This is a genomic window from Nonomuraea sp. NPDC049378 (assembly GCF_055586745.1).
On the sequence record NZ_JBVJHP010000001.1, the window covers coordinates 265,032 to 279,464 of the forward strand.

At 73.0% G+C, this 14,433-nt stretch carries 11 protein-coding genes; 3 read left to right on the forward strand and 8 right to left on the reverse strand.

What is annotated here, in order from left to right; genetic code table 11:
- Positions 1–300: 300 nt before the first annotated feature.
- The 7 genes from egtD to ACZ6SA_RS01185 all read right to left on the reverse strand — a co-directional run bounded on the left by egtD (position 301) and on the right by ACZ6SA_RS01185 (position 7,698).
- Complete coding sequence (egtD, locus tag ACZ6SA_RS01155) at positions 301–1,281, reverse strand: L-histidine N(alpha)-methyltransferase (protein ID WP_465825937.1); 981 nt, start codon at positions 1,279–1,281, stop codon at positions 301–303.
- A gap of 21 nt (positions 1,282–1,302) precedes the next feature.
- Positions 1,303–2,010 carry an ergothioneine biosynthesis protein EgtC gene (gene egtC, locus ACZ6SA_RS01160; protein ID WP_347642043.1) on the reverse strand — a complete coding sequence of 236 codons (708 nt, stop codon included), beginning with the start codon at positions 2,008–2,010 and terminating at the stop codon, positions 1,303–1,305.
- On the reverse strand, positions 2,010–3,305 hold the full coding sequence (gene egtB, locus ACZ6SA_RS01165) for an ergothioneine biosynthesis protein EgtB (RefSeq protein WP_347642042.1): 1,296 nt from the start codon (positions 3,303–3,305) through the stop codon (positions 2,010–2,012). Before egtB ends, egtC begins: the two co-directional genes overlap by 1 nt.
- On the reverse strand, positions 3,302–4,576 hold the full coding sequence (egtA, locus tag ACZ6SA_RS01170; protein ID WP_347642041.1) for an ergothioneine biosynthesis glutamate--cysteine ligase EgtA: 1,275 nt from the start codon (positions 4,574–4,576) through the stop codon (positions 3,302–3,304). Before egtA ends, egtB begins: the two co-directional genes overlap by 4 nt.
- Positions 4,577–4,643: 67 nt before the next feature.
- Complete coding sequence (locus ACZ6SA_RS01175; protein WP_347642040.1) at positions 4,644–4,883, reverse strand: anti-sigma factor family protein; 240 nt, start codon at positions 4,881–4,883, stop codon at positions 4,644–4,646.
- 41 nt (positions 4,884–4,924) lie between these two features.
- Complete coding sequence (locus ACZ6SA_RS01180; RefSeq protein ID WP_347642039.1) at positions 4,925–5,575, reverse strand: RNA polymerase sigma factor; 651 nt, start codon at positions 5,573–5,575, stop codon at positions 4,925–4,927.
- A 230-nt stretch (positions 5,576–5,805) separates the two neighbouring features.
- Positions 5,806–7,698, reverse strand: coding sequence for a glycoside hydrolase family 127 protein (locus ACZ6SA_RS01185; RefSeq protein ID WP_465825939.1), 1,893 nt, complete (start codon positions 7,696–7,698; stop codon positions 5,806–5,808).
- Positions 7,699–7,836: 138 nt separating this feature from the next.
- On the opposite strand from ACZ6SA_RS01185, the gene ACZ6SA_RS01190 reads away from it, so the two are divergent.
- The 3 genes from ACZ6SA_RS01190 to ACZ6SA_RS01200 are packed head-to-tail and all read left to right on the forward strand — an operon-like array spanning position 7,837 to position 13,429.
- A complete protein-coding gene (locus ACZ6SA_RS01190) occupies positions 7,837–9,555 on the forward strand; it encodes a glycoside hydrolase family protein (RefSeq protein WP_465825941.1) in 1,719 nt (572 codons plus the stop codon).
- An 8-nt stretch (positions 9,556–9,563) separates the two neighbouring features.
- On the forward strand, positions 9,564–12,272 hold the full coding sequence (locus ACZ6SA_RS01195) for an alpha-L-rhamnosidase (protein WP_465825942.1): 2,709 nt from the start codon (positions 9,564–9,566) through the stop codon (positions 12,270–12,272).
- A gap of 11 nt (positions 12,273–12,283) precedes the next feature.
- Entirely contained in the window at positions 12,284–13,429 is a 1,146-nt protein-coding gene (locus ACZ6SA_RS01200; protein ID WP_465825944.1) for a GDSL-type esterase/lipase family protein, read from the forward strand.
- A gap of 129 nt (positions 13,430–13,558) precedes the next feature.
- On the opposite strand, the gene ACZ6SA_RS01205 is transcribed toward ACZ6SA_RS01200, so the two are convergent.
- Positions 13,559–14,026: a hypothetical protein gene (locus tag ACZ6SA_RS01205; protein ID WP_465825946.1), complete on the reverse strand. Its 468-nt coding sequence runs from the start codon at positions 14,024–14,026 to the stop codon at positions 13,559–13,561.
- Positions 14,027–14,433: the final 407 nt, after the last annotated feature.

Here is a 14,433-nt window from a genome sequence, read left to right on the forward strand (position 1 = left end):
AAGAGGGGACTAGTTAGTGGTTGTGCCTCCCCCCAATCGCCCCACAGACCGAACCCCCCCCCCCCCCCCCCCCCCCCCTCCTCCCCCTCCTCCCCCCCCCCTCCCCCCCCCCCCCCCCCCTCCCCCCCGCCCCCCCCCCCCCCCCCCCCCCCCCCCCCCCGCCCGCGTTCGAGCCGCAGGTGCCCGACGACCGCGTCGAACACCTGGTCGCTGGGCACGTTGCAGCCGGCCGCGTCGAGGTGGCCGGGCGGCACGACGGATCGTGCCGCCCGCCACGTCTTGCCGATCACGTCTTGCCGATCATGCCTGGGCCAGCACCAGGCCGAAGTCGTCCGCGGGGTCGGTGAACCAGCGGATGACGGTGAAGCCGGCCGCGGTCAGCTCGGCGCGCAGCCCGTCGGGGCGGAACTTGGCGCTGATCTCCGTACGCGTCTCCTCCCCCTCGGCGAAGTCCACGTCGAGGTCGAGCGCCGCGACGTGCACCCGCATGGCCCGGGACGCCCGTAGCCGCATCTCGATCCAGTCGTGCTCCTCGTCGTAGCGGGCGACGTGGTCGAACGCGTCCGGCTCGAAGTCGGCGTCCAGCTCCCGGTTGATGACGTGCAGCACGTTGCGGTTGAAGGCGGCCGTCACGCCGGCCGCGTCGTCGTAGGCGGCGACCAGCCGCTTCCTGTCCTTCACCAGGTCGGCCCCGAGCAGGAACGTGTCCCCGGGACGGAGCGTGCCGCGCAGCTCCTTCATGAAGACCCGGCGGGCGTCGGGTTCGAGGTTGCCGATCGTGCCGCCGAGGAAGGCCACCATGCGCCGGCCGGTGCGGGGCAGCAGCCGCAGGTGGCGTTCGAAGTCGGCGCACACCGCGCGTACGGCGAGCCCGGGGTGGCGTTCGGCCAGCCGCTGCGCCGCCGCGGCGAGCGTGACCGCGTCGACGTCGACCGGCGTGTAGCCGCGCAACGTCCCGGCCTCGGTGAGGGCGTCGAGCAGCAGCACGGTCTTCTCGCTGGTGCCCGATCCCAGCTCGACCAGCGTGTCGGCGCCGCTGGCGGCGGCGAGCTCGGCGGCTCGTGCCCGCAGGATGGCCAGCTCGCGCCGGGTCGGGTAGTACTCGGGCAGCCTGGTGATCTGCGAGAACAGGTCACTGCCTGTCTCGTCGTAGAACCATTTGGGCGGCAGGGACTTCGGCATCGATGTCAGGCCGATCCTGACATCGTTTTCGAGGGAGGAGCGCAGGTAGTCGAGGTCGAGGTGGTTGATCAGACGCACGGTCGAATGGCTGACGGGCACGGTGCCTCCTCAAGGAAAGGGTCACATGGGCTGGACGCGCACGCCTTCCGACGAGGCGAGCAGCAGGCTGCGGTCCGGCACGGCCCGCCAGCCGGGCAGGTCGTCGAGCGGTTCGCTCGCCACGACCACGCCGTCCTGGTGACGGTGGACGAAGAGCGTGTCGCCCCAGGCGGTCGCGGCGATGGACGCGCCGTCGCAGGCGAGCAGGTTCAGGCGGGCGCCGGGGTCCTTCTCCCCGGCGTGGGCGACGACCTCCGCGAGGGCCTCCCCGAGGTCGGGCCCGGCGCGCAGCCGCTGGAAGACGGCGGCGGCGAGCCAGGCGGAGTCGCAGGCGCTCTCGGCGCCGTCCGCGAGCGCCCTGACCGCGTCCCGTTCGACGCGGCCGTTGTGGCTGAGCATCCACCGGCCGTCGGTGAACGGCGCGGTGGCGCTCTCCTCGACCGGCATGCCGACGGTGGCGCACCGTACCGCTCCCAGCAGGCAGCCCGAGCGGGCGACCTGGGCGAGCGCGGGCAAATTGGCGTCGGCCCACATCGGGATGGCGCGCCGGTAGCGGACGGGCTCGGCGCGGGCGGGGTCGTACCAGCCCATGCCGAAGCCGTCGGCGTTGACCGTGCCGTGCCGCTGCCGCCGGGGCGCGTACGACTGGGCGAGCAGGCCGTGCTCGGGCTCCTGGATCAGCGTGGCCAGGGCACGGGGTGCGCCGAGCCAGGCCGCGTGCCGGCACACTAGGGCCGCTCCGCGTCACGGGCGCAGCGGAAGCCGGTGAAGATCTGCCGGCGGATCGGGTAGTCCCAGTTCCTGAACGTGGTGCGGATCGCCGCCGGGTCGGCCGCCCACGAGCCGCCGCGCAGCACGCGGTACTCCTGGCCGAAGAAGACCTCGCTGTACTCCCGGTAGGGGAAGCTGCGGAACCCCGGGTAGCCGTCGAACCACGTGCCGGTCCACTCCCACACGTCGCCGATCATCTGCTCGGTCCCGTACGCGCCGGCGCCGGCCGGGTAGGCGCCGAGCGGGGCGGGCCGGGCGGCGCGGTGGCCGAGGTTGGCCAGGGCGGGGGTGGGCTCGTGGTCGCCCCACGGGTATTTCCGCGCCCGGCCCGCCTCGGGGTCCCAGCCGCAGGCCTTCTCCCACTCGGCCTCGGTGGGCAGCCGCTTGCCGGCCCAGCGGGCGTAGGCGTCGGCCTCGTACCAGGACACGTGCTGCACCGGCTCGTCCATGGGCACGGGCTCGGTGCGGCCGAAGCGGATGCGGTGCCAGGCGCCGCCGTCCCTGGTCCAGAACAGCGGGGCGAAGACGCCTTGCCGCTGCCGCCACTCCCAGCCTTCCCTGGTCCACCAGCGGGGGTCGTGGTAGCCGCCGTCCTCGATGAACGCGGTGTAGGCGCCGTTGCCGACGGGCAGCCGGTCGATCCAGTAGCCGGGCAGGTCGACGCGGTGGGCGGGGCGCTCGTTGTCGTAGGCCCACGGCTGGGTGTCGGTGCCCATGAGGAAGGGGCCGGCGGGCACGTACACCTCGTCCTGTCCGGTGGTGCGGGCCGGCGGCAGGTCCCCGTCGCGTACCACGCCGGGCTCCTTCGACAGTTGCAGCGTGGCCAGCATGGTCTCGTCGTGCTGGTGCTCGTGCTGGATGACCAGGCCGAAGACGAAGCCGTCGCGGCGCAGCGGCGCGGGGTCGTCGAAGTCGACGGCGTCCAGGACGTCGAGGACGCGGCCGCGCACGCCCTCGATGTAGCGGCGGGCCTCCGCCGGTCCGAGGATGGGCAGGCTGGGGCGGTCCTTGCGCGGGGTCTTGAAGGCGTCGTAGATGTCGTCGATCTCGGGCCTGAGCGGGGTGATGCCGCCGGCCTCGCGCAGCACCCACAGCTCCTCGTAGTTGCCGACGTGCGCCAGATCCCACACCAGGGGCGACATCAGCGGTGAGTGCTGGCGTACGAGCAGGTCGTCGTCGGCCTCCGTGTAGGCCAGGGACCGGCTGCGCACCGCGAGCAGATCGTTCGCGATGCGTTCCTTGAAGTCGCTCATCCTCGTCCCTCTTCGGTCAGCCAGGCCGGCAGGCGCCGCCCCGGTTCTCTCACCAGATCCATCAGGTCGGCCGCCGGGGAGCGGCCGGTCGTCACGTACCGGTCGGCGAAGGCCGCCACCTCGCCGATCAGGGCGGGGGTGGCGCCCAGGCGGGGCAGCGCCTCGATGGCGGCTCGGAAGCAGGCGTCCGCGGCGCGGGCGAGCCGGGGGTCGGACAGGCCGCGGCGCGCGGCCGCCGCCCACGTCGCGCGCTCCGGTCCGGCCCCCTGCCGCCACCGGGGTCCCAAGCAGGACTCGACGGCGGCGAGCGCGGCGTCGGCGGCGCGGTCGTCGCTGATCAGGGCGTGGGTGACGGCCACGCACACCGGCCAGTCCGCCGGACGCTGCGCGTCCAGGAAGCGGATCTCCAGCCAGCCCCTGGGCCGCACGGGCGGGAACACCGTGGTGGCGTGGTAGGCCAGGTCCTCGGCGGTGGGCGGGCGCTCGCGCGAGCCCAGCCAGTCGCGGAAGGTCGAGCCGTCGCGGACCGTGCGGCAGCGTTCCTCGCCCTCCCGAACGAGCATGACGCGGGCGTCGAGCAGGTAGCGGGCCCAATCGTCAGCCGGGTCGTCCGCCGGGTCGGCGGACGCGGGTACGGGCGCCGTCCTGGTGGGGTCGAGGTGCTCCCACACGGCCTGGCGGCCCGACATCCATCCGCACGGACGGCCCCGGCTGAGCGGCGAGTTGGCGAAGGCGGCGGTCAGCACCGGGCCGAGCAGGTGTGCCCGCTCCCACCGCGTGCGGGGTTGCTCTCCCAGGTCCAGGTTGACCTGGATGGACGCCGTGCAGCACATCATCAGCGCGCCGTACGGCCGGCCGAGGAACTCCGCCATCGCGTCGTAGCGTGGCTGCTGTAACTGCCGCACCGCCGGGCGCATCGGGTCGAGGCCCACGCCCGCCAGCACCATGCCGTCGCGCGCCAGGGCCTGGCGGGCGGCGGCCACGTCGGCGGTGAGGCCGGCGATCGCGCCGGTCAGCGAGCCGGCCGGGCCGGACAGCTCCAGCTGGCCCCCCGGTTCGAAGGTGACCCGGCTCCCGCCGGGCAGTGGCGGCAGCGCCCGCTCGACCCGGTCCATCGGGACGTGGCGGGTGGCCGACCTGCGGTCGAAGACGAGGAACTCCAGCTCCACGCCCACCCGGTCGTCACCGGTGGAGCGGAAGCACCGGCGCGCGTAGTCTCCGACCTCCGAGGCGTCTCTCAGCGGCGAGCCCTCGGCCGTGAGCCCGATCATCGTCTTGCCCTCGCGTGGCACATAGCTCTATAGAGCCGCCGGCCGCGCGAGCGTTACGGGGGAATTGTCAGGATTGTCGGCGCTGCTTGAAGGCGGACATCAGCCGCTCGCGCGTGCGGCCCGACAGCTTCTCCGGGGGCTGGTCGCCGACCGCCCGGATGGTGACGCGGAACTGGTGGACGTAGCGCCGGCAGTCGTCGCAGCAGGCCGCGTGGGCCTCGAATGCGGCGCGAGCGGGCGGGTCGAGGGCGTCGTCGAGGTAAGCGGTGATGGATTCAACCAGTTCGCCGCACGTGAACCGCTTCACGACGTTAACCGCCTTACCTTCTGCGTATTGAACCGTTTCACCTATTCTGGCTGCTTCACCGACTCGAAGTAACTCTCCAACAACTCGCGAACCGCCGTACGGGCTCGATGCAACAGCACCCGCTGGTTGACGGCGGAGATCTCCAGGATCTCGCACACCTCCTCGGAGGTGCATCCCTCCACGTCGCGCAGCGTGATCACGATGCGCTGCCGCGGGGGCAACGTCGCCAGCGCCTCGCCGATCAGGCCCCGCACCTCCGCGGCGAGCGCCTGCCCTTCGGGCGTCGGCCAGACCGCGGGTGCCTCCTTCCAGCTGCCCGGCAGGGCCGCGTCGATCCCGTTGAACCGGGCGGGATCGACGGCCGGGCCGGCGTCCCGCTCGAAGGCGCTCCACGGCAGTGTACGGCTCTCGCGCACGCTGCGCCTCTTCGCCGTGTTCACGAGGATGCGGTAGACCCAGGTCTTCACGGACGAGCGGCCCTCGAAACCGTCGATGGCGCCGATCACCGCCAGCCACGTGTCCTGCACGACCTCTTCCGCGGAGTCGTCGGTGGAGACGTAGGAGCGGGCCACCCGCAACATGCCCCGCGCCCAGGTGTCGAGCAGTGTCGCGAACATCTCCTCGTCGCCCGCCCGCAGAGCGGAGACGACGACGTCATCCGGGGGCAGCCCGCTGCCCGCGAGGGACCCCACGATCGCTTCCTCCCCGTAGCGTTGGGGACATCATCACATCCCGCCGTCCACCGCTTCCACCGGGGCCGCCTCCGCTCTCGGGCTCTGCGTCGGGCGCACACGGAAGTCATCGCGAACAGCCGCTACGACATACCCGTTTTCCACCTGTGATCACAGATCATGACGTTTCCTTTGCCTGAGCCGGCCGTGCGAGCGAGCGCGTCCGGCAGGACGCGCTCGCGGCACGCGGGTCAGGCCCGGTGCATGGGTGTCCAGACCGTCATCGGCCCGGCGCCGCGGTTGGCCCACGCGTAGTACGGGACGAACGTCAGATCGGCCGGGCCCGCGTGCTCCGGCTCCTGGGGGGCGGCGGCGGTGCGGTAGGGGAAACCGCCGTCGTCCTCCCGGTGCACGTGGGCCCGGCCGCGCGCGGTGACCGGCACCACGTCGGCGGGCAGCCCGGCGACCGCGCTCGCGTCGCGGAGGTCCGCCGCGGCCAGGCACAGGTCGTCGACGATCACCCCCGGGTGGTCGGCCTGCTCCAGGCAGTAGACCAGCGGCCCGCGCTCGACCGCGACCTGGCCGCGGGCGACGTCGAGCCGGGGCACGGCGGCCGTCAGCCGGGGCCGGATCCCGAGGTCGAGCACCACCCGGTCGCCCGGCCGCCACGCCCTGCGCACGCGGTGGTAGCCGCCCGGCTCGGCCGGCCGCCCGTCCATCCCGGCCGCGTCGGCCCAGGCGGGGACGCGGGCCGACAGGGTCCACGGCTGGTCGGGGGTCTCCCTGACCACGATCTCGACGCGGCCGGTCCACGGGTAGCCGGTCTCCACCTCGAGCAGCACGCCGCCGGCGCGCACGGTGCCGGGCGCGTACAGGTGGAGCTGGACGCCGTCGCCGTCGCCGGTGGCCAGGTAGTGGTCGAGGGAGGAGAACAGGCGCATCACGTTCGGCGGGCAGCAGGCGGTGCCGTACCATCCCTGCCGGCCCCGGGCGGGGGCGCGCAGGTCGTCGGGGTCGGCGCCCGCGCGCACGCGCAGCGCGTTGACGTAGAAGAAGTGCTCGCCGTCGAGCGAGACGCCGGGCAGCACGGCGTTGTAGAGGGTGCGCTCGATGAGGTCGGCGAACGCGGCGTCGCCGGTCGCCAGCAACATCCGCCACGACCACTGGATGCTGCCGATCGCCGCGCAGGTCTCGCAGTACGCGGTGTCGGGCGCCAGCTCGTGGTGGCCGCCGAACGCCTCGCCGTACCAGTTGGAGCCGAGACCGCCGGTCAGGTAGGTCTTGGTGGCCACCATGTCGCGCCACTGCCGGTGGAGGGCGGCGAGCAGGTCGAGGTCGGAGGTCTCGACGGCGACGTCGGTCGCCCCCGCGGCGAGGTACATCGCGCGCACCGCGTGCCCCTCGACCGTGGTGGCCTCGGCTACCGGCACGCGGTCCTGCCGGTAGCCGGGGCCGTGGTGGCCCTTCAGCTGGATGAGCGAGCGGCCCCTCGCGGCCACCTGGCGGGCGGCGAGATCGAGGTACGCGGGCACGCCGGTCTCGCGGTGCAGCTCGGCCAGGCCCATCTCGACCTCGGGATGCCCGTCGAGCGCGTCGGCGGGGAGGTCCTTGGCCAGGTGGTCGGCGAAGCGGGCGGCCACCCGGAGCAACGTCTCGTCGCCGGTGGCGCGCCGGCCCGCGACGGCGGCCTGCATGAGGTGGCCCGCGCAGTAGAGCTCATGGCTGGAGGCCAGGTCGGAATAGCGTCGCCGGCCGGTGAGCTGGGTGTGCGTGTGGAGGTAGCCGTCGGCGCACTGCGCGGCGGCGACCAGCTCCGACGCCTGCGCGTACGACCGGGCGAGGCCGTCGTCCTCGCGTCTGCCCCGCTCCCAGGCCAGCGCCTCCAGCCACTTGTAGACGTCGGAGTCGGCGAAGATCTTCCCCCTGTGTTCGGCGGGGTGCTCCCCTCCGCCACCGCGGGCGGCCTGCCGCAGGTTGTCGAAGGCGCCGGACTCGTGCACCCGCTCGCCGCCCAGCGGGATCGTCACCTCGCGGTTGACCCGCTGCCGCGCCCCCCAGAACCCGTCCCGCAGGCGGGCTCCCGTCACGGGCCGCAGGGTCACCGCCGCACCAGCACCTGGCCGCACCACCGGATCAACGCTCATGCCACCATCCTCTCCCAGCGCTACATATCCAACAAGATACGAATATTTATGCACGCCTTGACGCGAGTCAACCGGCGAAGCAGGCTGAATGCGACATCTATGCACAGTTGAATATTTATGTGCGACGAAGGGATGGCCATGCCAGAGATCCCCGACACCGTGCTGCTCGAAGAGCGGGCCGAGCTGGCGATGAACGCGGTGGCCGGACTGCCCGACACCGACCCAGACACGGGCATGGACGGCATTCCGTACTTCAGCGCCGACCTGCTCGCCCGCCCCGCGGCGCTGCGGCACGGCGACTGGGACTACGGCTCCAGCCACGGCCGGCTGCTCGACGCGTGCCTGCTCGCCCGGCACATGACCGGCAAGGACACCTGGCGGGAGGTCGAGGACGGCTTCCGGCGCCGGCTGACGAGCTTCTTCGGCCCCGACGGGCTGAGCTACCGGCGGGCCCGCCCCGAGGCCGGCTGGGCCCCGAACGCCAACCTCATCGACCAGCGGGCCGTGCTCCTGTCGCTCACCACGTGGTACGTCTCCGACGGCGACCCCAGGGCCAAGGAACTGGCCGACCGGCACGTGGCCGCCCTCAAACGGATCGCGATCAAGGAGCGGGACGTCTGGTTCTACCCCGCCTCCGAGTACACCCCCGACGGCTGGCCCTCCCCCAACGCCATCGCGCTGCACCTGGCCCCCGACCCGGCGTCGTTCAGCGGCCGGCTGATCATGCCGCTGCTCCGCTACCACCAGGCGACCGGCAACGAGGACGCGCTGGAGTTGTGCGGCTGGTTCGCCCGGCTGATCGTGCACAAGAGCGGCGTCTACCACGAGGACGGCAGCTTCAACGCCGCCCGCGCCTACCGCAGCGGCCACTTCCACACCCGCCTCGGCACCCTCGAAGGGCTGGCCCGCTACGCCCGCCACACCGGCGACCACGAGCTGACCGCGTTCGTACGCCGCTCCTACGACTGGGCGCTCACCCAGGCCACCAGGTTCGGCTGGACGCCCGGCGACCTCGAAGGCCAGCGCTACGAGCATGAGAGCTGCTCACTGGTCGACCTGATCGGCACCGGCGTCACGCTCGCCCGGTCAGGGCACACCGCCTACTGGGGCGTGGTGGAGCGGTTCCTGCGCAACCACCTCGTCGAGTCCCAGCTGCTCGACCTGAGCTGGGTCGAGTCGGCCCTCGACACCTCGGGCGACGAGCCCGGCTGGGTGACGCACGTGCGGGTGGGCGAGCGGGTGCGCGGCGCCTTCGCCGGGTACGGCGCGCCCAACGACTACGTCTGCGACATCGAGCTGGGCCGCGGGCACACCGCCGACGTGCAGGCCTGCTGCGTCGGCTCCGGCCTGCGCGGGCTGTTCTGGGGGTGGAACTCCATCGTCACCGGCGACGACCGTGACGTGCGGATCAACCTGCTGCTCACCCGGGCCACCGAGCGGGTCACCGTGCTCAGCCACCTCCCCCACGAGGGCCGCGTCGACCTCGACGTGCACCAGGACCTGCGCGAGCTGCGGATGCGGGTGCCCGAATGGGCCGGGTACGCCAAGGTGCGCGTGACCCGCGACGGCGACGGGTTCGGCGGGACCGAGACGGGGGCGTGGGCGCCCGACGGCTACCTGTCCGTCCGCGCGCCCAGGCGGGGCGAGCGGATCACCGTCACGTTCCCCGTACCCGAGTCGACGAGCACGGAAGTCGCCTCCGGCCGGGAGTTCCAGGTGCGCTGGCGCGGCGACGACGTGATCGGCATCAGCCCCGAGGGCACCGCCCGGCCGATGTACAGCGGGCGCAAGATCCACCCCACCGCGCCACGGCGCGACTACACGCTGGCCCGGCCGGCCACGGAATGGGCCTGGTGAGCACCCTGATGAGCACCGTGAACGGATGGACTCTCCCCGCGGTTCCCGCCGGCGCCGCGCTGCACCCGTACGACCTGCGCTGCGAGCACCTCGCCACCCCGCAGGGCATCGCCACCCGCGCGCCCAGGCTGAGCTGGCGGCTGGCATCCGACCGGCGCGGCGACGCGCAGGCCGCGTACCGGATCACGGTCCGCGCCGGCGGCGCTCCCGCCTGGGACAGCGGCTGGATCGACGGCGAGGACACCAGCGCCTGCTACGGAGGCGCGCCACTGGCGTCGTTCGCCCGCTACACCTGGCAGGTCCAGGTCCGCTCCGCGGATGGCGGGACGGCGGCGGCCGAGTCGTGGTTCGGCACCGGCGTGCTGCACCCGGACGAGTGGGCGGCCGCCTGGATCGGCCACGACCCGGAGACCCTGCCGCCGTTCGAACCGCCCGCCGACGACCGTGAGCCCCGCAGCGTACGCACCGGGTCGCTGCCCGCGCCCCGCTACTTCCGGCGCGTCGTCGACCTGTCGCCGGTGACCGCCGTACGCGTCGCGTGCACCGCCCGCGGCCTGTACGAGCTGCGCGTCAACGGCCACCGGGTGGGCGACGGCGAGCTGACCCCCGGCTGGACCGACTACCGCTACCGCGTCCCGTACCAGGTGTACGACGTCACCGACCTGATCGGCGACGGCCCCGCCTGCGTGGGGGCGGTGCTCGCGGACGGCTGGTGGTCGGGCAGCCTCGGCTGGGACGGCCGGCAGCAGGCCCAGCGCTACGGCAGACGTCCCGAACTGCTCGTCCAGCTCGTGGCCGACCACGCCGACGGCTCGCGCACGGTCGTCGGCACCGACGGGAGCTGGCGGGAGAGCACCGGGCCGCTGCGCTACGCCGACCTGCTGATGGGCGAGTGGTACGACGCCCGCCTGGAGCAGCCCGGCTGGGACCTGCCCGGCTTCGACGACTCGTCGTGGGCCCCCGCCCGCGTCGTCGACACCCGCCACGACGTCCTCGTGCCCGCCGCGGCCGAGCCCGTCCGCGTCACCGAGGACCTCGTGCCCGTCGAGACCCGGCGGGACGGTGACGGCCGCACCATCGTCGACCTGGGGCAGAACATCGCCGGCCGGGTGCGGCTGACGCTGCGCGGCGCCCCGGCCGGCACCCGCGTCACGCTGCGCCACGGCGAGACGCTCGACGACGGCGGCGGCCTCTACACCGCCAACCTGCGCTCGGCCGAGGCGACCGACCACTACGTGGCCGCGGGACGGCCGGAGGAGACGTTCGAGCCGCGCTTCACCGTCCACGGCTTCCGGTACGTGGAGGTCACCGGGCACGCCGACGTCGACCTGGTCGGCCGGGCCATGCACTCGGACACGCCGGTCGCCGGCGAGTTCTCCTGCTCCGACGACATGGTGCGGCGGCTCACGAGCAACATCCGGTGGAGCCAGCGGGGCAACTTCGTGTCCGTGCCGACCGACTGCCCGCAGCGGGACGAGCGGCTCGGCTGGACCGCCGACGCGCAGGTGTTCCTGCCCACCGCCTGCTACAACGCCGACGTGGCCGCGTTCTTCACCGGCTGGCTGGCCGACCTGCGCTGCGCGCAGACCGCCGAGGGCGCGGTGCCCGACGTGGTGCCGCACGTGATGACGGAGCGGCACGGCGCCCCCGGCTGGGGCGACGCCGCCACCGTCGTGCCGTGGCACCTCTACCGGGTCTACGGCGACGAGCGGATCCTGCGCGACAGCCTGCCCAGCATGCGCCGGTGGGTCGACCACGTCGAACGCCACAACCCCGGCCTGATCTGGCGCGACCGGGTGGGCAGCCACTACGGCGACTGGCTGCAGGCGGGCGTGCGGACCTCCCGCGACGTGATGGCCACCGCGTACTTCGCGCTGAGCGCCGGCCTCACCGCCCGGGCCGCCTCCGTGCTGGGTCACGCGGACGTCGCCGAACGGTACGCGGGGCTGCGGGCGCGGATCGGGGAGGCGTTCGCAGGCGAGTTCGTCTCCGCCGACGGGCGGGTCTCGGGCGACACGCAGACGGGATACCTGCTCGCGCTCGCGCACGGGCTCGTCCCCGACGAGCTGGTGCCCGCCGCCGTGGGACACCTGGTGGCCGACCTGGAGCGGCGGGGGCGGCGGCTGACCACCGGGTTCGCCGGCGTGGGGCTGCTGGGGCCCGTCCTGTCCGCGTACGGGCACCACGACCTCGCCTACGACCTGCTGCACGACGACCGCTACCCGTCCTGGGGCTACTCGATCAAGCGCGGGGCCACCACGATCTGGGAGCGGTGGGACGGCTGGACGGAGGAGAACGGCTTCGGGCCCGTCGCCATGAACTCCTTCAACCACTACGCGCTCGGCTCGGTGGGCGAGTGGCTGTACAGCGGGGTGGCGGGGATCGGGCAGGAGGAGGACTCGGTGGGATACCGGCGGCCGCTCGTCCGGCCGCTGCCCGGCGGCCGGCTGCGGTGGGCCGCGGCGGCGTACGACACGCCGCTGGGGCGGCTGAGCAGCCGGTGGGAGATCTCCGGCGGCGAGCTGACGCTGGAGGTGCGCGTCCCGCCGGGCGCGCTCGCCACCGTCCACGTGCCCACCACGGACCCGTCGTCGGTCCGCGAGTCCGGCGCGCCGCTTGCCGCCGCGGGCATCGACGTGATCGAGTCGACCGAAGCCGCTTCGGTGTGCCGGGTCGGCTCCGGCCGGTACACGTTCACCGCGTCGTGGGGACGGTGACGCACCGGCCGGTGACCACGTGGGCCGCCGCCGCGGAACGCCTCGGCGGCGGCCTGCGTGACCTGACCGTGCGCAACGTCGTGCGGACCACCGTGGGCGGGAGCGGCCTGCGCGTCCGGCTGACCAACGCCTTCGGGGACCGGCCCGTGACGTTCGGGCACGTCCACGTGGGCGTCCCGCTGGCCGGGGCGGCGCTGGAGCCGGGGTCGAACCGGATGCTGGCGTTCGGCGGGAGCCCCGAGGTGACGGTGGCACCGGGCGCGACGACCCTCAGCGACCCGCTCCCCGTACGGGTGCGCCCGCGCCGCCGCCTCGCCATCAGCCTGCACGTCCGCGGCGAGGCCGGCGTCCTGACCGGGCGCAACCGCGCCACCGCCCCCGCCTACCCGCCGCCCGGCACCGGCATGGAGCGGCCGCCGGAACCCGCCACCGCGCCGGCTTACCGGTCGATCCCCGGTGATCACGCCGCCGACGAGGGCTCGGAGGCGTTCACCGAGGAGGTGGCGGTCTGGCACTGGCTGGACGCGCTGACGGTCACCGCGCCCGCCCCCGTGTCGACCGTGGCGGTGCTGGGAGACTCGATCGCCACCGGTGTCGGCTCCGAGACCGGCCACGGCTGGGTGGACCTCCTCGCCGACCCGGCCGTACGCGGGTCTCCCCCGCTGGCCGTGGTCAACGAGGGCGTCTCCGGCGGCCGCGTGCTGGCGGCGGGCACCGGACGCTCCGCCGAGGCCCGCCTGGCCGCCGAGGTGCTGACCAAGCCGGGCATCGGCACCGTGATCCTGCTGGCCGGGCTCAACGACCTCGGCGCGGGCGCGCGGGCCGAGGACCTCGTCGCCGCGTACGCCCGCATCGCAGCGACAGCCCGCGCCGCCGGGGTCCGCGTGGTCGGCGGCACGCTCACCCCGTTCGCGGGCGCGGAATACCACACCGAGCAGGGGGAACGGGCCCGGCAGCAGGTCAACGCGTACGTCCGGCGCGGGGGCGCGTTCGACGGCGTGGCCGACTTCGACGCCGCCCTCCGCGACCCCGCCGACCCTGCCCGCCTGCTCCCCTGCCACGACTGCGGCGACCACCTCCACCCGAGCGCGGCCGGCCACCGGGCGATGGCCGCCGCCGTCGAGACGGGTGCACCGATCAGGGGCGGGGCCGCCTGACCTGTTCACTCGCCCACCCAGAACCCTCCGGGAGGGTTGTCTAACCTGTTCCCGAATGACGTCGGCGAGGCGTTCCCCAACGTGGAGGCGTCCGCGATACCGACGTGGGGCAGGTGCGGCGCTTGTGGATCAGGGCTGATGTGCCGAGCCCGTCAGCGCCTGCTCGGCGACCGCAGCCGGTCGAGCCGACGTGCTCGTGGTCACCTCCTGCGGCTTGAACAGCAGCGATCCCGGACGATGCCCGATCGGATCGCTGACTACCAGACCTCCTCGCCAGCGTCCGGCCTCGTTCTTGTACCTGTGTTGGAGGTTCTGCAGCCTGCCTCCGAAGTGGTCGCTGGCAGCGAAGAGAGGTATTTCGCGAAGGGCGGGGTAGGGATCGCCGCCAGTGCGCCACTTCTGCGTGAAGATTGAATGGGCCACAGTGCGGTTGGCGTGATGATTTCGTCCATCCGCGATGACGATGCCGACACTGTTCTGCGCCGCCAGTAATTGGGCGAAGTGTGCGCTTATATCTTGGATGGCATAACAGTAGCTCCTTCTGGTCTCATGACCTTTCCTGGCTCTTTGATCCAGATTCTCCCTATAAGGCGGCATCTATGTTCTTCGACTAGGTCCAAGAGTTCCGATCGGAAGCGATGAGCCTGGCGGCGTTTATTCCGCGACTGCGCTCTCGTCATCTGCAGGATCTCGCTGCCCTAAACCTCTATCAAGATGTGGTCCTGGGCACGCCCAGCAGCTAAGCGGCCTGGGAAGTGCAACCGTTTCAGCGCAAGGAAGTCTCGCGTGAGAGCGGGGATCGAGGCGGCATCCACGACAAGCCCGGAGATCACCATGACGGGTGTTGCTGAGCTGTTTCTATCAGGTGCCTCGCAGCCGCCCGCTTCGTCGAGGTAGCAGATCTGCATGGGGCACCATAGCGTTAAGGCCGCCCCATGGGGACGGCCTTAGGATGTGGTGTTCGGAGCCAAGCCCCTAGGCACCTGTAGAGGATTTCTGCCCAC